Annotated in this window: 20 protein-coding genes; 6 read left to right on the top strand and 14 right to left on the bottom strand. The window is 66.8% G+C overall.

The features are described 5' to 3' along the window. Nucleotides 1–106: 106 nt before the first annotated feature. From bchZ to ACYQR9_RS18740, 6 genes are all read right to left on the bottom strand, one after another. Nucleotides 107–1573, bottom strand: a complete 1467-nt coding sequence (gene bchZ, locus ACYQR9_RS18715) for a chlorophyllide a reductase subunit Z (RefSeq protein ID WP_311273829.1) — start codon at nucleotides 1571–1573, stop codon at nucleotides 107–109. Further along, complete coding sequence (bchY, locus tag ACYQR9_RS18720; protein WP_461227663.1) at nucleotides 1573–3150, bottom strand: chlorophyllide a reductase subunit Y; 1578 nt, start codon at nucleotides 3148–3150, stop codon at nucleotides 1573–1575. Before bchY ends, bchZ begins: the two co-directional genes overlap by 1 nt. A 5-nt stretch (nucleotides 3151–3155) precedes the next feature. After that, on the bottom strand, nucleotides 3156–4142 hold the full coding sequence (locus tag ACYQR9_RS18725; protein ID WP_461227664.1) for a chlorophyllide a reductase iron protein subunit X: 987 nt from the start codon (nucleotides 4140–4142) through the stop codon (nucleotides 3156–3158). Next, nucleotides 4139–5074, bottom strand: a complete 936-nt coding sequence (gene bchC, locus ACYQR9_RS18730) for a chlorophyll synthesis pathway protein BchC (RefSeq protein ID WP_461227665.1) — start codon at nucleotides 5072–5074, stop codon at nucleotides 4139–4141. Before bchC ends, ACYQR9_RS18725 begins: the two co-directional genes overlap by 4 nt. A 100-nt stretch (nucleotides 5075–5174) precedes the next feature. After that, on the bottom strand, nucleotides 5175–6305 hold the full coding sequence (locus tag ACYQR9_RS18735) for a methyltransferase (protein ID WP_461229841.1): 1131 nt from the start codon (nucleotides 6303–6305) through the stop codon (nucleotides 5175–5177). Between the two features lie 199 nt (nucleotides 6306–6504). Next, nucleotides 6505–7374: a polyprenyl synthetase family protein gene (locus ACYQR9_RS18740; protein ID WP_419953722.1), complete on the bottom strand. Its 870-nt coding sequence runs from the start codon at nucleotides 7372–7374 to the stop codon at nucleotides 6505–6507. 86 nt (nucleotides 7375–7460) lie between these two features. Between ACYQR9_RS18740 and crtD the strand changes: the two genes are divergently transcribed. After that, nucleotides 7461–9011, top strand: coding sequence for a 1-hydroxycarotenoid 3,4-desaturase CrtD (gene crtD, locus ACYQR9_RS18745; RefSeq protein WP_461227666.1), 1551 nt, complete (start codon nucleotides 7461–7463; stop codon nucleotides 9009–9011). Beyond that, nucleotides 8969–9868, top strand: coding sequence for a carotenoid 1,2-hydratase (locus tag ACYQR9_RS18750; RefSeq protein ID WP_461227667.1), 900 nt, complete (start codon nucleotides 8969–8971; stop codon nucleotides 9866–9868). Before crtD ends, ACYQR9_RS18750 begins: the two co-directional genes overlap by 43 nt. Before the next feature lie 45 nt (nucleotides 9869–9913). On the opposite strand, the gene ACYQR9_RS18755 is transcribed toward ACYQR9_RS18750, so the two are convergent. Together ACYQR9_RS18755 and ACYQR9_RS18760 are read right to left on the bottom strand one after the other, a co-directional pair. Then, on the bottom strand, nucleotides 9914–10315 hold the full coding sequence (locus ACYQR9_RS18755; RefSeq protein ID WP_311273836.1) for a hypothetical protein: 402 nt from the start codon (nucleotides 10313–10315) through the stop codon (nucleotides 9914–9916). Nucleotides 10316–10703: 388 nt separating this feature from the next. Continuing rightward, nucleotides 10704–11132, bottom strand: a complete 429-nt coding sequence (locus tag ACYQR9_RS18760) for a winged helix-turn-helix transcriptional regulator (protein WP_026175842.1) — start codon at nucleotides 11130–11132, stop codon at nucleotides 10704–10706. A 76-nt stretch (nucleotides 11133–11208) separates the two neighbouring features. Between ACYQR9_RS18760 and ACYQR9_RS18765 the strand changes: the two genes are divergently transcribed. Next, nucleotides 11209–12087 (top strand): SDR family oxidoreductase, encoded by an 879-nt coding sequence (locus ACYQR9_RS18765; protein WP_461227668.1) that lies wholly within the window; start codon nucleotides 11209–11211, stop codon nucleotides 12085–12087. 15 nt (nucleotides 12088–12102) lie between these two features. On the opposite strand, the gene ACYQR9_RS18770 is transcribed toward ACYQR9_RS18765, so the two are convergent. From ACYQR9_RS18770 to ACYQR9_RS18790, 5 genes are all read right to left on the bottom strand, one after another. Further along, entirely contained in the window at nucleotides 12103–12303 is a 201-nt protein-coding gene (locus ACYQR9_RS18770) for a hypothetical protein (protein WP_461227669.1), read from the bottom strand. Between the two features lie 440 nt (nucleotides 12304–12743). Continuing rightward, nucleotides 12744–12896: a hypothetical protein gene (locus ACYQR9_RS18775; RefSeq protein ID WP_311273839.1), complete on the bottom strand. Its 153-nt coding sequence runs from the start codon at nucleotides 12894–12896 to the stop codon at nucleotides 12744–12746. Beyond that, entirely contained in the window at nucleotides 12893–13996 is a 1104-nt protein-coding gene (locus ACYQR9_RS18780; RefSeq protein WP_461227670.1) for a phytoene/squalene synthase family protein, read from the bottom strand. Before ACYQR9_RS18780 ends, ACYQR9_RS18775 begins: the two co-directional genes overlap by 4 nt. Then, the gene (locus tag ACYQR9_RS18785) at nucleotides 13977–15506 is read right to left on the bottom strand and encodes a phytoene desaturase (protein ID WP_461227671.1); all 1530 of its coding nucleotides are present in this window, start codon (nucleotides 15504–15506) and stop codon (nucleotides 13977–13979) included. Before ACYQR9_RS18785 ends, ACYQR9_RS18780 begins: the two co-directional genes overlap by 20 nt. A gap of 157 nt (nucleotides 15507–15663) precedes the next feature. Next, complete coding sequence (locus ACYQR9_RS18790; RefSeq protein WP_311273842.1) at nucleotides 15664–15927, bottom strand: con-10 family general stress protein; 264 nt, start codon at nucleotides 15925–15927, stop codon at nucleotides 15664–15666. A gap of 276 nt (nucleotides 15928–16203) precedes the next feature. Between ACYQR9_RS18790 and ACYQR9_RS18795 the strand changes: the two genes are divergently transcribed. From ACYQR9_RS18795 to ACYQR9_RS18805, 3 genes are all read left to right on the top strand, one after another. After that, complete coding sequence (locus ACYQR9_RS18795) at nucleotides 16204–17469, top strand: cytochrome P450 (RefSeq protein WP_461227672.1); 1266 nt, start codon at nucleotides 16204–16206, stop codon at nucleotides 17467–17469. A gap of 246 nt (nucleotides 17470–17715) precedes the next feature. Then, nucleotides 17716–18507, top strand: a complete 792-nt coding sequence (locus ACYQR9_RS18800; RefSeq protein ID WP_461227673.1) for a hypothetical protein — start codon at nucleotides 17716–17718, stop codon at nucleotides 18505–18507. After that, nucleotides 18504–19733, top strand: coding sequence for a hypothetical protein (locus tag ACYQR9_RS18805; protein ID WP_461227674.1), 1230 nt, complete (start codon nucleotides 18504–18506; stop codon nucleotides 19731–19733). Before ACYQR9_RS18800 ends, ACYQR9_RS18805 begins: the two co-directional genes overlap by 4 nt. Before the next feature lie 309 nt (nucleotides 19734–20042). Here the strand turns inward: ACYQR9_RS18805 and bchO are convergent, their stop codons facing one another. Next, a complete protein-coding gene (bchO, locus tag ACYQR9_RS18810; protein ID WP_461227675.1) occupies nucleotides 20043–20960 on the bottom strand; it encodes an alpha/beta fold hydrolase BchO in 918 nt (305 codons plus the stop codon).

The following is a 20960-nucleotide window of genomic DNA, read 5'->3' on the forward strand; positions in this document are numbered from 1 at the left end:
ATCTCCTGTCCACGATCCGCGGCGGTCGGCCTCGCGAGGAAGCCGGTTCTCGACGGAAACGGCGCCGCGCCGCTCCAGCCGGAAAGAGGGTGTGGGGCGGGGGCGCTCATGCCGCCGCTCCGAGGGTCAGGTCCGCATGCGCGCGCTCGACCTCGGCCGGGCCGACGCGGTCCTGCCCGGCATTCCGGGTCGCCCGTTCGGCCGCGTCGCGCAGGCGCTTGGCCACCGAGATCCGCACCAGCACCGGATGGGTCTCGACGAGGTCGTCGAGGAGGGTGCGGGCGGCCTCGTCCCAGGGCAGTTCGCGATGGATCCGCGCCGGCGTCGCCTCGACCCGGTCCATGTCGCGGGCGAGCGGCAGGATGTGGAAGAGCATGTCGAACAGGGCGTTGCAGACCTCCTGGATGAGGTAGGTCGCGCCCGAGAAGCCCATGAAGGGCGTGCCGGTATGGCGGCGGATGATGGCGCCCGGAAAGGAGGCCGGTACGAACACCGCCCGCGATCCGCATTCGGCCGCGTACATTCGCTCGTTGAACGAGCCGAACAGGACGAGGGGCGGGTTGGCCTTGATCGCGTCCCGCACCGCCGCGTTGTCGGTCTTGGCGCCGGGCCGGCGCGAGATCGCGAAGGTGCAGGGCAGGCCCATCTCGTCTTCGAGGAAGCGGCGCACGCCCCGCGCATAGGTGTCGGAGGCGACGATGCCGAAGCTCGCGGTGCCGAAAAAGTCCTGGGTCACCGAGCGCCACAGGTCCCAGACCGGCTTGATCGTGGTGTGGCGCTCGCGCTCGATGAAGGGCTCCGGATCGAGGCCGAGGATCTCTCCGAGCTTGCGCAGGAACCGGGTGGTGGCGTGAAGCCCGATCGGCGCCTGCAGGTAGGGCCGCTCCAGGGCTTCGCAGAGCAGGCGGCCGAACTCGCGGTAGAGGCAGATATTGGCATCCGCGTTCACGAGTTTCGGCACGTCGGCGAGATGCGAGCCGAGCGGAAAGGCGAGGTTCACCTCGGCCCCGATCCCCTCCACGAGGCGGCGGATCTCGGCCAGGTCCGAGGGCATGTTGAAGGTGCCGTAGGCCGGGCCGATGATGTTGACGCGGGGGCGCTCACCCTCCTTGCGGGGAGGCCGGGCCGGGATGCCCTTCTTGGCGAATTTCCGGGCGCCGTATTCCTGCCAGAGCCAGGACATCGCCCGGTCGGCGGTCTGCCACTGGTCCTCGTCGATGGTGCGCGGCAGGAAGCGCTGGAGGTTGGTGCCCTCCGGGGTCACGCCGCCGCCGATCATCTCGGCGATGGAACCGGTGACGACCACGCTCGGCATGCCCGGATCGAGGGTGGCATGGGCCCGCTTCATCGCGGCCTCGGTGCCGTGGCGGCCGAGTTCCTCCTCGGCCAGCCCGGTGACCACGATGGGCAATTCGTGCGGCGGCAGCGCGTCGGTGTAGTGGAGCACCGAGGTGACCGGCAGGTTCTCGCAGCCGACGGGACCGTCGATGACGACCTGCAACCCCTTGATGGCGGTGAAGACGTAGACGGCGCCCCAATAGCCGCCGGCCCGGTCGTGATCGAGAACGAGCATCAGGCCATCTCCCCGATCGGGTTGTGGGAGGGTTTTCCGCGCGTCGCCGAGGCGACGTTCTGGCGGACTTTCGGCACCTCTTCCCAGATCCCGGCGGCATGGCCCTCGCCGACCCCGTCGAAGAAGTCCCGCATGGCGTCGAACCGGTGCCGGTTGCCGAGCGCCGTGTTGATGACCTTGGCGAGCGACCCGGCGCCGGCGACGCCCATGAGCGGGCGGGCCGAGATCAGGTTGGTGAAGTAGAGAGCGGGGATCGCCTGCTCCTTGGCGGCCTGCACCACCGGCGTGGTGCCGATGGCGAGGTCCGGGCGGAACTCGCGCATGGCAGAGAGGTCGTCCTCCAGCGAGGCGCGGAAGCGCACTATGACGCCGCGTGATTCCAGCCAGTCGCGGTCGGCCTCCGAATAGGGCGTGCGCGGGCAGGCGGTGCCGACGTAGCGCAGGTCCGCGCCGCTCTCGACGAGGAGCCGGCCGACCAGCAGTTCAGACCCCTCGTAGCCCGAGAGCGTGATCCGGCCCTTGATAGGCGCGGCGGCCAGCGCCCCCTGGATCATCGGCAGGAGCCGGTTCTTGGCGGCCTCCACAATGGCGCGCGGCACGGCGCAGGCGTCGCCGATCCGGTCGAGCCAATCGGCGGTGCCGTCATGGCCGACGGGGGCGGAGCCGACGATGGGGCGGCCGGCGAGTTCGAATTCGCGGATCGAGGCGGTGTAGAACGGGTGGATCGCCGCCACCGCCGCGCAGTCGAGCGCCGCGTAGAGCTCGCGCCATTCGCGGGTCGGCACCACCGGGCCGGCGCTGAGGCCCAGCGGCTCGAGCAGGCCGCCGATCACCACCGGGTCGGCCGGGAACATCTCGCCGAGCAGCGTCACGCTGGGGCGCTCGGAGCGGCCGAGGCGCGGCGCCTGGACCGGGCCCTGCTCGGCCTCGGAGCGGGCGAATTTCAGCATCGCCCCGGCGAGCACGTCCTTGGCTTCCGCATGGGTCGGCACGCCGAAGCCCGGCACGTCGATGCCGATGATGCGGACACCGTCGATCTCCTTCGGCAGGAGCCGGAGCGGTACGCCGGAGGCGGTGGGGACGCAGAGGTTGATGACGACGACCGCGTCGTAATCGGCGGGCTTGGCCACGTCGAACACCGCCTCGCGGATGTCCTCGAACAGCTTGCCGGTGACGAGGGTTTCGGAATTGAAGGGCACGTAGCCGACGCTGCGCTTCGCCCCGTAGAAATGCGACGTGAAGGTGAGCCCGTAGACGCAGCAGGCCGAGCCCGACAGGATCGTCGCCGTGCGGCGCATGCGCAGGCCGACGCGCAAGGAGCCGAAGGCCGGGCACATGCTCTGGGGCTGGTCGTGCGGCCCCTGCGGGTAGTCTTTTTTAAGTTGCTCCAGCGTCTCCGACATCCCGGCGGCTTCGGCGGCCGCCCGCATCGCGTCCTTGCCGGAATGGCAGCCGAGCCCGTCGGACTGGGTGGCGGCGAGATTGACCGCCTCCGCAGGCAATGCGGCGGGAGCCAGGGTCGAGGCGGGGCGCTCCTTGCGGGCGCGCAGATCGGCGATGTCGAGGGAGACGGCCATGCGCGTCAGACCTCGTCGTAGACGACTTCGAGGGACGGCTTCACGACCTGAACCGTGCCGCACATATCCTCGAAGGTGGCGGGGACCAGGGTGACGCCCCGGCCCACGGCCTCGCCCTTGAACAGGCCGAGGAGCCCGTCCTGGGAGAGCGGCGTCGGATGGTTGGCCGCCGCGTCGTGGACGTTCTGGGCCAGATCCGCGAAGAGCGAGCCCCATTGGCTCTCGGGCCGGCCGATGATCTCGTAATTCGCGCTCTTCTTGCGGATGTCGTCATCGGCCGGGATGGACGCGAGGACCGGGATGCCCACGGCGGCGGCGAAGGCCTGGGCCTCGCCGGTGCCGTCGTCCTTGTTGATGACGAGGCCGCCCACACCCACGTTGCCGCCGAGCTTGCGGAAGTATTCCACCGCCGAGCAGACGTTGTTGGCGACATACAACGATTGAAGATCGTTCGAGCCGACGACGATGACCTTCTGGCACATGTCGCGGGCGATCGGCAGGCCGAAGCCGCCGCAGACCACGTCGCCGAGGAAGTCGAGCAGGACGTAATCGAAGCCCCATTCGTGGAAGCCGAGCTTCTCCAGCAGTTCGAAACCGTGGATGATGCCGCGCCCGCCGCAGCCGCGCCCGACTTCCGGGCCGCCGAGCTCCATGGCGTAGACGCCGTCGCGCTTGAAGCAGACATCGCCGATGGCGACCTGCTCGCCGGCGAGTTTCTTCTTGGTGGAGGTTTCGATGATGGTCGGGCAGGCGCGGCCGCCGAAGAGCAGGGACGTCGTGTCGCTCTTCGGGTCGCAGCCGATGAGCAGGACCTTCTTGCCCTGCTGGGCCATCATGTAGCTGAGATTGGCCAGCGTGAACGACTTGCCGATGCCGCCCTTGCCGTAGATCGCGATGATCTGCGTCTCCTTGGTGGCGGAGACGGGGGCCGCATCCGGCTCGATGGCGGCTTCGGCGCGCAGGAGTGCGGCTCCGTTCAGCTGCATGTTCATGAAGCGGCTCTCCAATCGAGGATCATCTTCAGGCATTCGGGCTCACCGAACGCCGTGCGATAGGCAGACGGCGCGTGCGCCGCCGTTTCGCGATGGGTGATCAGCCCGTCGAGGGAGAGACGCCCCCCTTCGATCAGGGTCAGAACCGCGGCGAGATCGTCCGGCCGCCACTGGGCGGCGACGCGGATGCGGGCCTCGCGCAGGAAGGCGGGCGGGAAGGCGAAGGAGAGCGGCGCCTCGTAGAAACCGGCGAGCACGATCTCGCCGCCGGGCCTGAGCCGCCCGATCAGCGTGTCGAGGATCGCGGCGTCGCCGCTGACATCGGTGATGGAACCGTAATCGCGGGTTTCGTCCGCATCCGGATGCACGACCTCGTAGCCCTGCGCGCCCGTGGCCCGGATCGCGTTCGTTTCCCACACCACCGGCTCGCCGCCGGCGATCCGTGTCAGGCGGGCGAGAAGCCGCCCGAGCACCCCGTGGCCGACGATGAGCGAGCGGCCTTCCGGACGCGCGTGGAGTGCATGGTAGGCGGTGGCCGCGAGGGCGATCAGGATGCCGTGTTCGCGCAAATCCGCATCGATGGGAACGAGCCGCGCGCCGTCGCTCACCAGGCGCGAGGCCGCGCCGCCGAACAGGCCGCGCACCGGGCCGAAGCAGCGGGCGCCGGGCACGAAGACCCGCTGCCCGACGGCGAGGCCGGAGGCGGGGCCGGCTTCCACCACCTCGCCCACCGATTCGTAGCCGGGGACCAGCGGATAGCCCATGCCCGGGAAGGGTGGCATCCGGCCCGTCCAGAGCAGGCGCTCGGTGCCGGTGCTGATGCCGCTCCACAGGGTCTCGACCACCGCGTCGGCCGGGCCCGGAGCGTCGAGGGCGAGTTCGGCGAGCGACAGCTGTTCGGGGCGTTCGAAGAGGACGGCCAGCGCGTGCATTGTGGTCGACCCTCCCCTGTCTCGTGCCTCAACCCGATGGCGACGGGTGCGGCGCTTGTTCGATGTGTCATCCTAGATTGACACTTTTATTCGTCAAGCCTTACTTACGCTGCAGCGTGTCAATTCGTCTGGACACCAGCAGGCGGGTGAGGAGCGGGCGCCGCGTCGGGATCTCGCGGCACTCGCGGAAGCCGGCCTCCTGGAGGAGCGCGGTCAGCTCGGCGGGGCGGCGGCAGCGGCCGCTTCCCATCGCCAGCAGATAGAAGCCGAAATAGGCGTCGGTGACCGGCTCGGCCCCCGCCGTCCCGGCCATCGGCTCGGCGATCAGGAGCGTGCCGCCATCGCCGAGCGCGTCGTAGGCGGCGCGCAGGAGCAGGCGGACGGTGTCGTCGTCATGGTCGTGGACGACCCGGACGAGGGAGATGGCGTCGGCGCCCTTCGGCAGGGGCGCGGTGCGGAAACTGCCGCCCTGGGCTTCGGCGCGGTGGGACAGGCCCTCGGCCGCGAAACGCTCCGTGGCGCGGGCGGCCACCGCCGGCAGGTCGAACAGCCGGACGGCGAGGCCGGGCGTCGCCCGCATGACCGTGCGGAGGAAAGCCCCCTCGCCGCCGCCCACATCCATCAGCAGGCGGTGCCGGTGCATCGGATAGGCGTCGAGGATGTCCTCGGCGATGAGGGATTGGGAGGCGGCCATGAGGGCGGAATAATCCGCCACCGCCTCGGCCGGGATCGCCACGTCGCCAGCCGCGCCCGCATAGGGCCAGTAGGCGGCGAGGCGGCTCGTGCCGCCCTCCCCGCGCAGGAGCGCCACCGGGTCACGCAGATCCTCGTAGAGGAGCGCATGGTGCTCGATCATGGCGGCGATGGAGGGGTTGCCGATCAACGCCGCGCCGAGATCGGCCAGGGCGAAGCGCCCGTCGGGCAGGCGCCGCAGCAGGTCGAGCGATGTGGCGGCGTCCAGCAGGCGCAAAGCCCGTTCCGGCCTCAGGCAGGTCCGCTCGGCCAGGGCCGCGAGCCCGAGCGGGCCGGGGGCGAGGATCGCGAACAGGTCGAGCCTGATGCAGGCGAACAGGGTCTGCGAATAGACGAAGCCGGCGCAGAGATCGAACAACGCGCGGGTGTTCCGCCGCGCGATTCCCCGCGTGAGGGGGAAGGCGGCGGCCCAGCGCTGGAAGGCCGGATTGGCGATGGTGCGGTTGCGGAAGGCGAGCCAGCGCTCTCGCCAAGGCAGGGCGCGCTGTCGCCCTCCCCCCTCTGCGGGGGAGGGTGGTCGCGGAGCGACCGGGAGAGGGGGCGACCTTTCCGGAGACGGCGCTCCCCTCTCCCGACCCTCGCTGACGCGAGGGCCACCCTCCCCCGCAAAGGGGGGAGGATTCGCGGCTGGCCTTTCACTCGATGCGTTATCAGTGAACGACACGGGTCTGCCCCGCTCACGCCAATTCCCGCGCGAGGCTCGCCGGCAGGAACAGGCGCGTCTGTGCCTCGATCTCGGCGCGGAGTTCGTCGGCGCCGGGGCAGGCCGGGATCACCTCCACGGCTTCCCGCACGAGGCGCTTGAGCCGCGAGAGCGCCCCGGCCATGCCGAGCAGGGCGGCGGCGTTGGGCCGGCCCAGCGTGGCGTCTCGGCCCACCGGCTTGCCGACCTCTTCCTGGCGGCAGGCGACATCCCGCAGGTCGTCGGCGACCTGATAGGCCTCGCCGAGGCATTCCCCGAGGAGCCGCCACGGCAGCGCCTGGGCGCCCGCCGCCGCCGCGCCGGTGACGGTGGCCGCCGCGAACAGCGCGCCGGTCTTGGCCTGCTGGTACTCGGTGAGCCCCACATGGCGCTCCGATTCCCAGGCCTGTCCGGCGGCGATGCCGTTGGGTGATCCCGCCGCGCGGGCGACGAGGCCGACGAGGGCGGCGAGCCGGGCCGGCGAGCGCGCCGCGCCCCGCGCCAGGGTCTCGAAGGCCGAGACGATGAGCGCGTCCCCGGTCAGCACCGCCAGGGGCTCGCCGAAGGCGGCATGGACCGAGGGCTTCTGCCGCCGCATCGGCGCATCGTCGAAACAGGGCAGGTCGTCATGGACCAGGGAGGCGCAGTGGAGGAGTTCGATCGCCGCCGCCGCCGCGTCGGAGGCCGCCGGATCGTCGTCGCCGCAGGCTTTCGCCACCGAGAGACAGAGGCGGGGCCGAATGCGGTGGCCGCCGGGAAAGACCGCATAGCGGATGGCTTCCGCCAGGAGCGGCGGCGCGCCGGGCGCCTCCGCATGGGCGACGGCAGCGTCGAGAGCCTGCTCGATCCGACGGTTGGCATCCATGGCGCCACTCCCTGGTGTCTTTTCGTATTGCCATTGCAAAGTGTCAGATATTATTGACACTCGTCAAGGCAGAAACAGGTGACACAGTGGCGGCGCAGCGGGTTGCGGTGATCGGAGCGGGAATTGGCGGGCTGGTGGCGGCCCTGCGCCTCGCCCATGCGGGGCTCGACGTCACCGTGCTGGAACGTGCGGCTGCGCCCGGCGGCAAGATGCGCAGCGTCGCGGCGGACGGGGCACGGGTGGAGGCCGGCCCCACCGTCTTCACCATGCGCTGGGTATTCGAGGAGATCTTTTCGGAGTGCGGCGCCGACCTGTCGGACCGCGTGAGGCTGAGCCCGGCCTCCATCCTTGCCCGCCATGCCTGGGGGGCGGACCAGCGCCTCGACCTGTTCGCCGATCCCGAAGCCTCGGCGGCGGCGATCCGGGCCTTTGCCGGCCCCCGCGAGGAGGACGGCTATCGCCGCTTCCGTGCCCGCGCGGCGGAGGTCTACGGCACGCTGGAAGGGCCGTTCATCCGGGGCGAGCGGCCGAGCCCGGTCGATCTCGGCCGCCGCGTCGGCCTGTCGGGGCTCGGCGGCTTGCTGCGCATCCAGCCCTTCACCACCCTGTGGGGGGCGCTGGGCGAATACTTTCGCGATCCGCGCCTGCGCCAGTTGTTCGGGCGCTACGCCACCTATTGCGGCTCCTCGCCCTTCGAGGCCCCGGCGACGCTGATGCTGGTGGCGCATGTGGAGAGCCAGGGCGTCTGGCATGTGGAGGGCGGTCTCAGTCGCCTCGCCGCCATCATCGCCGAACTGGCGCAGGAGAACGGCGCCCGCATCCGCTATCGCGCCGAGGTGGCCGCCATCGCGGTGGAGAACGGGCGCGGCATCGTCGGTGTCGACCTCGCCGATGGCGAGCGGATCGCGGCCGATCTCGTGGTAGCCAATGCCGATGCGGCGGCCCTCGGCGCGGGCCTGTTCGGCACGCGCGCGGCGCGGGCGGTGGAAGCGGTGCCGCCGAATGCCCGCTCCCTCTCGGCGGTGACGCTCTGCGCGAAGGCCCAAACTTCCGGCTTCCCGCTGGTGCGGCACAACGTGTTCTTCTCGGGCGACTACGCGAACGAATTCGCGGAGCTCCGCGCCGGCCGGCTGCCCGACGATCCTACCGTCTATGTCTGCGCGCAGGACCGCGCCGACGACGATTCCGCCCTCGACCGACCCGAGCGCCTGCTCTGCCTCGTCAACGCTCCGGCCCTCGGCCGGGAACGCCCCCTCGCCCCCACGGAGATCGCCACATGCGAGACCAATCTGCGTCGCAAGCTGACGGAATGCGGGCTGACGATCGAGGCGACGCCCGGGACGGTGACCACCGATCCGGCGGGGTTCGAGCGGCTGTTTCCGGCGACGGGGGGCGCCCTCTACGGCCGGGCCTCGCACGGCTGGATGGCCTCGTTCAAGCGTCCGGGGGCCAGGACGGCGCTGCCGGGGCTGTATCTCGCGGGGGGCAGCGTCCATCCGGGGCCGGGGGTGCCGATGGCGGCGCAATCGGGGCGGATCGCGGCGGACAGCCTGCTGGCCGATCTCGCCCAGACGGGCCGCGCTTCGACACGCCGGTGGCCCAAGGCGGTTACGTCTGGTGGTATGTCGACGCCCTGAGCGAGGACGGGCGCCAGGGGCTCACGATCATCGCCTTCATCGGCAGCGTGTTCTCGCCCTATTACGCCCTGGACCTCAGCCGCGACCCGTTCAACCACTGCACCATGAACGTCGTGCTTTACGGCGAGCGCGCCAACCGCTTCTGCATGACCGAGCGCGGCCGAAATGCCCTGAGCCGGGACGCGTCGCAGATCCGGATCGGCCCGAGCGGTCTCGCCTGGGACGGGACCACCCTCACCATCACCCTCGACGAGGTGACGGCGCCGATCCCCTCGCGGGTGCGCGGCACGATCCGCCTGCGCCCCAACGGCTTCACGCGGGACACCTTCACCCTCGACGCGGAGGGCCGGCACCGCTGGTGGCCGATGGCGCCCTCCTCCCCCGTGGAGGTGACCCTCGACGCCCCGAGCCTGTCCTGGCGCGGCACTGCCTATTTCGACACCAACCACGGTGACACCGCTTTGGGCCGGGATTTTCGTGACTGGACCTGGTGCCGGGCCGACCTCAAGGACGGGTCGGCGATCCTCTACGACGTGCGCTGCCGCGATGGCAGCACCCAGAATCTGTCCCTGCGCTTTGCCGCCGACGGCACCCGCCGCGACATCCGCCCGCCCCTGCCCGCCGCTTTGCCGCCGACGCGGTTCTGGCGCATGCCCCGCACCACCCGCAGCGACGACGGGGCTTCCACGGTGGTCCGCACCTTCGAGGACACCCCGTTCTACGCCCGCTCGCTCCTCGCCTCGACCCTCGACGGCGAGCCCGTGCGCCCGGTCCACGAAAGCCTGTCCCTCACCCGCTTCGCCAACCCGCTGGTGCAGTTCATGCTGCCGTTCCGGATGCCGCGGCGGGCGGGGTGATGGGGGGCCTCATTGGGGCCGTCTCAAACGAAGATGCCCGATTCATTAGCGCGATCGATATCCATAACTACGGAATGCGAATGTTAATTTCGAAGCCGCAAGGGCAACTGCGATTGCAGCAATTAATCTAAAAGATGTAAGTTGACTAATATCTACGTAAGTTGCCGGATCAAACAGCTTATCAATTATCTTGTTTGCCTTTGAGGCAATGTATCCGCTAGCAAATAATCCAATCGCCTTGCTGTAGTTTCCGAATTTTTCCTCTTCCCTTTTGTCGAACGGAGCGAGGGCTGTTCCAACTATTGCCCCTGAAGCGATAGCTGCACAGAGAATGCCAATATTTATAAAACGCTCCGTCACGTCATTTGATATGGCACAGGCCCCTACTATCATCGTGGCAACAATTAGGCCAAATACGAGTGCCGTTATAATCATCTTGGCGCTCATTGCTGCAATCCAATCGCTTGATGTCTGCCGATTCAATTCGGTAGCTTGCCATGCGATAGTATGCGGATGGCTATCATGCGGGATTATTTAAACACTTAAAGGCATTGTATTGCTATAAACAATTTTGGATGAGTTGCTCAATAAGATTGTAAATTCTGATACCCTTGGCGGAATGCTGTTCGGCCAGGGTAACGCTCTTAGCTGCGAGCGAAATGGGTGCGGCCCGCGCTCTGGCGTAAGACAATGACAGCTTGGCGTTCCTAACTTTTTTCGGCTTCGAGGATGTTCTCTTTGCAGTCCTCAGGGTGAACCGAGCCGCCGAAGTACTCGCCGTCGAGCTCAGCCTCGCTTTCGAGGCCAAGACCATCCGGTTCACCCCTCCCCCAACCTAACCCCCATCGAACCGCACCCGTGCCGCCTCGATCTCCGCATGGCTCCGCTCCGCCCAGCGGACGAGGGCCGCCAGGGGCTCCATGAGCGTGCCGCCGAGAGCGGTCAGGCGATACTCCACGCTGGGCGGCTTGGTCGGGTAGACCGTGCGGGCGATGTAGCCGTCGCGTTCGAGGTCGCGCAGGGTCTGGGTCAGCATCCGTTTCGAGAGGTCGGGGATCAGCCGGAGGATCGCGCTGAACCGGTGCGGGCCGCCGGCCAGCGCGGTGAGGATCAGGATCGACCATTTGTCGCCGGTCCGGTCCAGCACGTTGCGGACGGGACAGCGGGAGGCCTCGAATGCCCTCGTCCGCCAGCCCGCGAAGGTCCGCGCCAATTCGGCCTGAGCCGGTGCGGGGGCGGTTCCCTCGGCGTCACCTTGTCCCAAAATCCTGCCTCCTTCACAGCCGATGCGGTCTCACTTAGTTCCCTTGTACCGAAAGTGAACCCTGGGTAAGCCCGCCATGTCCGACACCACTCATCCGACGATCCTCGTCACCGGCGCCTCCGGTCAATTGGGGCGCCTCGTCATCGCGGCTCTGCTGGAACGGGTGCCGGCCGGCGCCGTCGTCGCGGGTGTGCGATCCCTGGAGAGCGAGGCCGCCCAGGCCCTGCGAGACCGGGGCGTCGGAGTGCGGGTGGCCGATTACGCGCGCCCCGAAACCCTGGCCGAGGCCTTCCGGGGCATCGAGCGCCTGCTGTTGATCTCATCGAGCGAAATCGGCCAGCGCGTCGCTCAGCACGAGACCGTCATCGCGGCGGCGAAGGCGGCCGGGATCGGCCGACTCGTCTATACCAGCCTCCTGCATGTCGACACCTCGCCGCTCAGCCTCGCCGGGGAGCACCGCGCCACGGAGGCCGCCATCGCTGCATCCGGCCTGCCGGCGACGATCCTGCGGAACGGCTGGTACACCGAGAACTACACCGCTTCGATCCCCGGCGCGCTCGCCGGCGGCGCCTTCCTCGGCAGCGCCGGTGACGGCCGGATCGCCTCGGCCGCGCGGGCCGACTTCGCCGCTGCCGCCGCCCTCGTGCTGGCCGGCGACGGCCATGACGGGCGAACCTACGAGCTGGTGGGGGACGAGGCCTACACCCTGGCCGATCTCGCCGCCGAACTCTCGCGCCAGACGGGCCGCGACATCCCCTACCGGGACCTGCCGCAGGCGGACTATGCGGCGCTGCTCAAGGGCTTCGGCCTGCCGGACGTCCTGGCCGATTCCCTCGCCGCGTGGGATGTGGACGCCGCGCACGGCGCCCTGTTCGACGAGGGCCGCCAACTCTCGACGCTCATCGGCCGCCCGACGACGCCATTGTCCGCCAGCATCGCCGCCGCGCTGGGGTGAGGCTGGCGCATCGGATCAGACCATCTCCGGACGATCCATGTGGTCTCTGGCGGGCGCGGGTCCCCTCTCCTGGAAGGAGAGGGACAGGGTGAGGTGTGTGAGCTTTCCGGAGGGGGACCACACCTCACCCCAGCCCTCTCCTTCCAGGAGAGGGAGCCCGTCGCGCCTGATCTCGACGCTCATCGGCCGCCCGACGACGCCGTTGTCCAGCAGCATCGCCGCCGCGCTCGGGTGAGGCTCAAGCCTCGGATCATGCCATCTCTGGACGATCCACGCGGTCGATTGATTTGGTCTCTCGCAAGCGCGGGTGCCCTCTCCTGGAAGGCAAGGCGATCGCATATGACACCACGCCGTCATTCCGGGTCGCCACAGGCGAGCCCGGACCCAGAGGGCCGCGCCAGAGGCGTGCAATCCAGAGCCGCTGACAGTGTAAAGCCCTGCACCATTTGTGTTTCTGGATCCCGGGCTCCGCTGCGCGGACCCGGGATGACGGGGTGGTGCCAGCGGGTTTCCGACAAGCAAATTGGCATATGCGATAGCCCTCTCCTTCCAAGAGAGGGAGCCCGTCGCGCCTCGAGTCGAAACCTCCTGGAGAGAGCGAACGGCCGTCGAGCGGATGTGTGAATCCGGCAGCCCCAAAGGGGAGAGGAACGCGGTCAGCCGGCGGGATCGTCCGGCGGGCGGCGGGCGGCGTCGTCCCGGTCTTTGCGGATGCTGCGCCGGACGACGATGAGCTGCCACAGGGCCAGCCCCAGCGCGAGGGCGAAGACGAGGCCGATGTCGAAGGCGGCGAAGAGCCGGTCGCTCACGAGGGGGCGGGCGCGCGGCCGAGCGCCTCACGCTCGCGCAGGGTCTCCACCAGGTCGAGCACCTGCGCCACCTGCGCCGGCACGTTCCACCAGGGCGGAATCCGGGGGGCCATCGACGGAAGCGCCGCCACCGCCTCGATCAGGAACAGGATTTCCGGCAGCGGTGTTTCGCGCAAGGCCGCCCTGTCATCCGTCGAGACCAGGGCGCGGGCGAGGAGCGCGAGCTTCCGGCGTCCGTCCACGCGGGCGCGGCGGGAGACCGAATCGTAGCCGGCCCGCTCCACCTCGCGGCCGATCTCGGCATAGATCAGCCGCGCCGCGCGGATCGCCGGGCGGCAGGCGGGGGGCAGGCCCGCGATGCCGGATTCCGAGCGCGCATAGAGAAGCTCGGCGGCTGCGAGGAGGCGCGCTATGATCCCGCCGAGGGCGGGCGTGAAGGCGGGTGCGCAGAGGAACGCGTCCGGGTCGATCCCCTCCTCCCTCAGCCAGGATTGCGGCAGGTAGAGCCGGCCGGCCCGCGCATCCTCGCCGACATCGCGGGCGATGTTGGTGAATTGCATGGCGATGCCGAGGTCGCAGGCGCGGGCCAGCACGTCGGGGTCGCGCACGCCCATGACCAGGGTCATCATCGCGCCGACCGACGCGGCCACCCGCGCCGCATAGGCGGTGAGGTCGGCAAGCGTCTCGTAGCGGCGGCCGCCGGCGTCCCAGGCGAGGCCCTCGATCAAAGCGGCGGGCAGAGCCTGGGGGATGGCGTGGACGGAGACGATGTCGGCCAGCGCCCGGTCCGCCGGGGCGTCGCAGGGGCGTCCGTCATAGGCGCGGTCGAGGCGCATCCGCAGCCGCGCCACGGCGGGGCGGCGCCCGCTTTCGGCGACGTCGTCCACCGCGTCGTCGGAGAGGCGGCAGAAGGCGTAGAGCCCATAGGCCGGCCGGCGGATGGAGGGCGGCAGCAGGGCGGAGGCGGCGAAGAAGCTGCGCGACCCGGTGCGGATCGCCGCCCGGCACGCGGCATGGTCGGCCGCATCCGCATGGGGGATCGCCCAGAGGGGCGGCCGGGAATAGTCAAGCCGGGAAAGGTCAGGCGAAGACGCGCGCATCCGGCACCACGGTATCGAGAATTCGGGCGGAGGAGAGGACGCCGGGCAGGCCGGCGCCGGGATGGGTGCCGGCTCCCACGAGGTAGAGCCGCGCCACGTCCTCGGAGGCGTTGTGCGGCCGGAACCAGGCAGACTGGGTCAGTACCGGTTCGAGGCCGAAGCCGGAGCCGCGAAAACTCAGGAAATCGGCCGCGAAATCCCCCGGATGCGTCACCTTTGAGGTGACGATGCTCTCCGACAGGCCCGGCATCACGGTGGCCTCGAGATGGCGCTCGATGGCGCGGCGATAGGGCTCCGCCTCCACCGCCCAATCCTGGCCGCCGGCGAGGTTGGGCACCGGGGAGAGCACGTAGAACGCATCGCAGCCGGGCGGCGCCAGGAGCGGATCGGTGGCGGTGGGGCGATGCAGGTAGAGGCTGAAATCCTTCGACAGGACCTTGCGCCGGAAGATGTCGTCGATGAGCCCGCGATAGCGCGGCCCCATCAGGATGGTGTGGTGGGCGATGTCCGGGAAGGTCCGGTTCGTGCCGAAATACCAGACGAACAGGCCCATGGAGGAATGCGACCGGTCGAGCCGGCGGTCGGTCCAGCGCCGCCGCACGCCCTCAGGCAGGAGGGTGCGGTGGGTGAAGGCGGAATCGGCGTTGGAGACGACGATGTCGGCGGCGATGCGCTCGCCCGAGGCCAGAGCGACCCCGGTGGCGGCCCCGTTCTCCACCAGGATGCGCGAGACCTCCGCGCCGCAGCGGAGCGACCCGCCCTGCCCCCGGATCAGCCCGGCCAGCCCGTCCACCAGGCGGCCGGTGCCGCCGAGCGCGAAATGCACGCCCCAGCGCCGTTCGAGATGGGCGATGAGGCAGTAGATCGCGCTCGCCCGGAACGGGCTGCCGCCGATGAGGAGCGGGTGGAAGCTGAAGATCGTCCGCAGGCGCTCGTCGCGGATGTGGCTCGCCACCACGTCGTAGACGCTGCGGTGCCCGCCGAGACGCACGAGATCGGGCATGATCCGCAGCATGTCCGAGACCGACCTGAAGGGCACGTGGCCGAGCCGCTCGAACCCGACCTCGCAGATCGCCCGCGAACGCTCCATGAAGCGTTCGTAGCCGGTGACGTCCCTGGGCGAGAACCGCGCGACCTCTTCGCGCATGGCGTCGAGATCGCCGCTGTAATCGAAGGTCGCGCCGTCCTCGAAGCGGATGCGGTAGAAGGGCAGCATCGGCGCGAGGACGACGTCGTCCTCCATGCGCCGCCCGCACAGGGTCCAGAGTTCCTCGAACAGGAAGGGCGCGGTGACGATGGTCGGCCCGGCATCGAAGGTGAAGCCGTCCTGGCGATGCACCCGCGCGCGCCCGCCGGGCTGGTCCAGCCGCTCCAGCACCGTGACGCGGTAGCCCCGCGCCCCGAGGCGGATGGCGGCGGCGAGCCCACCGAAGCCGCTGCCGATCAGCACCGCATGGGGGCGTCTGGCCGGCCGGGTCGAGGACATCGGCACATCGCTGAGTGTCAACATAAGGTGACACTATCAGCCGAAAAATCACCGACGCAAGCGCTGATTCACCGGCGCAGCGTGATCGCCCGCGACGGAAAGGTGCCGACGGCTATCGGATGACATGCGCGCGGGGACCGAGAGGCATCGCCCCCCGGTCCCACGACGCGTCGCATGCGTCCTAGCCGCGGCCGCCGTGGCTCGCTTCGCCGCCCTTCTTGCCCGCTTCCGAAGCGCGCTGGGGGTCGTTGGCGAAGTTGCCACCGCTCTGCTGGCCGCCCTTCGAGCCGGCTTCCGAGGCACGCTGCGGGTCGTTGGCGAAGTTGCCGCCGCTGGCCTGGCCGCCCTTCGAGCCGGCCTCCGAGGCGCGCTCACGATCCTCGGCGAAGTTGCCCGAACCGCCGCGATGCTCCGACTTGCCCTGCGTGTCGTTGGATTGAGACATGCTGTCCTCCGTTACGTTGGGGAATGGACCAGATCAACCAGCAACCGAAAGCATGGTTCCGAGAAAGGCGGGATTAAAAAGCCATTATACAAGGATAGGATACGGTTTAACCCAGGTTTTTAACCTGGCTCATGCCTGTGTTTGGTTCGAAAAAGGGTATCTATAGCCTGGCTGGGCTCTACGTTTGGTTGAAGGTGGAGGGTGAACCGCGCGGCCTCGCGGAGGTTGACCCGGCTCGGACGAGGCATTCCGCGAGGTTTTCGAGAAAGGTCGGCCATGAACGGACACAGGCGAAACCGCTCGGCGATTCCCCGGGAGCGTGCGCCGGACAGCACCCTGTCGCTGCTCGCGGAAGGCTATGCCTTCATCCCGAACCGCTGCCGGCGCCATGGGTCGGAGCTGTTCGCGGCGCGGCTGATGCTCAGTCCGGTGGTCTGCCTGTCCGGCCGGGAGGCGGCGTCACGCTTCTACGACCATTATCGCTTCACCCGCCGCCACGCGCTGCCGCCCACCACCTTCGCGCTGATCCAGGACCATGGCAGCGTGATGGTGATGGACGGCGAGGCCCATCGCCACCGCAAGGCGATGTTCCTGTCGCTGGTGGGGGAGGACGCCCTCCGGCGCTTCGCCGACCTGTTCACCGAACACTGGCGCCAAGCCGTGCCGCGCTGGGCGGCGAGGGAGAGCGTGGTGCTCCTCGACGAGGCGCACCGCGTCATCACGCAGGCGGTGTGCGACTGGGTCGGTCTTCCGCTGGCCCCGGACGAGGTCGATGCGCGGACGGCCGAGTTCGCCGCCATGGTCGACGGCACGGGCGCCATCGGCCCGCGCAATTGGCGGGGGCATCTCCTCCGCGCCCGCACCGAACGCTGGGCGCGGGCACGGATCGAGGAGATCCGCGGCGGCCGAAGCGACGCGCCGCCCGGCCCCGCCCGGACCGTCGCCACCCATCGCGACGCCGAGGGCCGCCTCCTCGATGGAAAGACGGCCGGCGTGGAGCTCATCAACCTGCTGCGCCCCACGGTGGCGAATGCGCGCTACGTCGTGTTCGCCGCCATGGCGCTCCACGAGAACCCGCATTGGGCCGAGGCCCTCCGCGCGGCGGACGAGGACACGCGCCAGCGGTTCGCCTGGGAGGTGCGCCGCGCCTATCCCTTCATCCCCTTCATCGGCGGGCGGGTCCGCGAGCCGTTCGAGTGGCGCGGCCATGCGTTCGAGACCGGCGATTGGGCGCTCATGGACCTCTATGGCACCAACCACGATCCGGGCCGCTGGCACGCGCCGGAGCGCTTCGACCCGGACCGGTTCCGCACCGAGGCCATCGATCCGTTCGACCTGATCTCCCATGGCGGCGGCTCGGCCACGGACGGACACCGCTGCCCCGGCGAGGGCCTCACGCAGACCCTGCTGGTCACCGCCGCCCACCTCCTGGCGACGTCGATGCGCTACGAGCTCCCCCCTCAGGACCTCACCCTCGACCTCGCCTACATCCCCGCCCGCCCCCGGAGCGGATGTGTTTTGCGTGGGGTGCGGGCTGTTTGAGGATGCGGGGGGCTTCGAAGAGGAAAGGGCTCGATAGCGAGCTTGAAACCGTCCCGGTGATGCACCCGCGCCCGCCGGGCTAGTCGAGCCGCTCCAGCACCGTGACGCGCGAGCTCCGTGCCCCAAGTTTGCCATGCACCTTTTAAACGCGTCAGCGAACTTGCCTGAAAGAGGCGCTATGATCCCTTAGAGTTCTAAAATGCTAGGGAGTTCATTCTGGCTCCATCGAGTTCAAGGGGGAGAAGATTGATACCAAGACCACCGTCCCTGAAAGAGTATCTTGAGGCGAGCAACTTAGAGGTAGCAAAGGAGCCGCCTTGGGTTCATAGCGCCAGTTCTGGCGACATCTGGGATTTCTTAGAATCTGAGAAGATACTTGCTGTGCCTTGTACAGTGTTCCGGCCTGAAAAGCTGTGTTATTTTTTTGTCGGACGACCAGCCTACAAAAGAGATGATGTCCTCAATCCGGGCGATTGGGAGCTTCCAATGGCATTCGTTATGAAATTTAGAAGCCCGCCTAATATAAAAAGGGTATTTCCTTTCGATAGCGGAGCTTTTTCTATAAATAGATTTCCTACGTACATGACTATGTTTCAGATTAATAGATTTGATATATCCGGCGACCCTCGAAATATCGGGCGGCTTATTTCCCTGGTCTATCGGACCCCGGAGCAGTATTTTTTCAGGCGGCCGATGGGCGAAGAAGAGGTCAAACGAGAACACGATCTTCTTCCTCGTCACAGAGAGATTTTAGCAGTATCAAAGCTAGCCGGCGAAAATTCAGCTGCAAAAATGGACGATAGGGCTGCAGCTATCGAAATTTCTGTAAGTGAAGACGTTCCTCTACTGAAAGAAGATCTCGTCGGTATTGTCGTTCCGAGCGAGCTTCGAAGAGAAAAAGAGCTGTGGTTAAAGCTAAACGAAATGACTAAATTTGTTGAAACATATAGTCATCTGCCGGCGAGCTTGCATGGATATTATGCGCGCATGTCTGAGTGCGTTGAGAGAATTTATGAGCGGGCGGGTGTAAGATTGTGATGGGGAGTGAAGTAAAGCAACTCTTCGGTGCTGTGAAAATTACCCGTATAGCCGATTCTATTGGCTTGCCGGTATTTATGAGCCCGCTTAGTAATGCTATGTACATCCCAGAGATGGACGCTGATTTCAATATTAAGGATTTTCTGTTATTTCCGAACCGCGAACGGTTTATCATTGATCACCAATTACCGCCTGCTGCTACGAAAATTAAGTACCGTGAAGGTGATCCGGCTCCGCTTCCGTATTGGTTGGAAGGCAATTGCTTCATAATCAGCGGAGATGCGCAAGTGACGGATCTCATATCACATCATGGAGATCAAGTAGATGCAGTAGAGGTGCTTCGGGATCTCAGTCAGATCCTAGCTGACGCGCGAGGAGGTGTATATCGTCGCGAGAGCGAGGTGTGGGTAGCTCGTGATATAGCAGCTACTTTCAGTGACATATTTCACGAAACGCCGGTTCATTCACGCTATTGGGTAGGACGCTTTACTCAAGCAGTGGAGCACGCTCGAAAACTTGCAAAGCCCCCACATCCTATCGACGGTGAGCTAAGGCGAGTGGGAATGGATTGGGTGAATCGGTTTGCGACGAAGACAGATTTGGCGAGATTTAAAGGCATTACTGGAAGTTTAATTGAAGGTATACTCTCCGATAAACAGATTAGTGGAATGTTTTTTGCCTTTATTATGCACCGGATACATTCGGGGTCTTTTTCTTCTATTGAAAGAGATATTACCGTAAGCAATGAATTCTCAGCGCTCTTTCCTTATGGTCTGTATGGGTACTACCGAGAGAATGGGTGGCCTGATGTATCCTTTAGTTATGGAACACCCTTTCGTATTCTTGATCCATTTTATCGAGAATTGGCAGGCGCTGAAAATAAGGGTGAATTTAAGCGGCTTGAGCGTCTTGCCTATGCTTACTTTCGAAATGCTGATGCACCACGTGAAATCGGAGATGCAATAACTCCGGTCTTACACAGAATGACTGATTTATTTATGGATATAAAAAGAACAATGGATGGGCGAAGTACATACAGCCACATGCGGTCTGAATATTACACATCGGACGATTTAGTGCAAATTTACCGTAATATGATGAATCTAGATGGTGTAATGAATGGTAGCGTTAGATTGTCAGAGACAGTAATAGATAGGCGGTTTGGTTTAGATAGCAGGTTCATTGTTGATCTTATGGAGGATATCTATAAGAATAAAAGAAGATAGTAATTGCATTTTTATATTTATCATTAGATTAGATGCTGCTGAAATGAGGTTATTTAGCCTTAACAGAAGATTTTCTGATCTAAGAAAAATCTTAAAACGCGGCGAATGCTGACCTTCCTCCAACCTGCGCCATGGTCTGCGGCATGCCCAAAGATTATTGGCCCGAGATTGGCCGAAATCCATTTCACTTGGTAGATCAGAATTGCGCTGTCCGGCGTGCCTATCGTAAAGCTAAACGCGGACTAACCTAGCCCTACCCAATGCATACCTTAGAGCTGAAGTCAGGACCGAAACACCGCGAAAATCTCGTCATGGCGATGCGGTAACCCCGACCCCCTCCCCCACCGCCAAATCCATCGCCCCAAAAATCACCTCCGCCACCTTCTCCGGTGCCTCCTCATGGGCGAGGTGGCCGAGGCCGCGCAGCAGCTCTACGCGGGCGTGGGTCAGGCGCTTCTTCAGGGCGAAGGCGGTGTCGGGGGAGATGGCCTTGTCCTCGCTGCCGACCACGAGGAGCGTCGGGGTGGCGAGGCGGGGGATGGCGCGGTCGAGGGTGGCGAGGTCCCAGTTCGCCATCATGCCGAGCGCCCCGGCCACGTGGCCGGGTTTGCGGAACAGGCGGCGGTAGAGATCGAGCCCCTGCGGGTCGAGGCGCGAGCCGGTGCCGCGAATCAGGCGCTCCACCGCCGGGCGGTCGGCGGTCCAGGCGAAGAGTTTGGGCGTGACCGGGTTGAGGAAGAGCAGCCGCGCCATGCTGGGGAACAGCACCGAGGCGAGGCCGGGAAACGGGGTGAGCGCGCCGTTGAGCGCCATCAGGAGATCGGGCGCGATCCGCCCGTCGAGGCAGAGCCGGACCAGGAGCGCCGCCCCCGCCGAATGGCCGACGACCAGGCTCGGGCGGAGGTCGAGGCTGTCGAGGAGGTCGCCGACGGCGCTCGCCATCCCCGGCAGGGAGAGTCTTGCGGCGGGGAGCGGGTCGGTGAAGCCGTGGCCCGGCAGGTCCGGGGCGACGATTCGGAACCGCGTCGCCAGGAGCGGCATCAGCCCGCGCCAGGAATGGGTGGCGGCCCCCGTGCCGTGGAGCAGCAGCACGGTCGGGGCCCCGTCCGCCCCCATCTCCTGCACGTGCCAGTTGAGGCCGGAGGCCGTGACGAAGCGGCTCGCCTCGCGATGCGGCCAGTCGGCGCCCTCGCTCTCCCAGCGGGGTCGTTCGGCGGGCGCGCGCAT

This window comes from Methylobacterium sp. CM6241 (assembly GCF_054817845.1).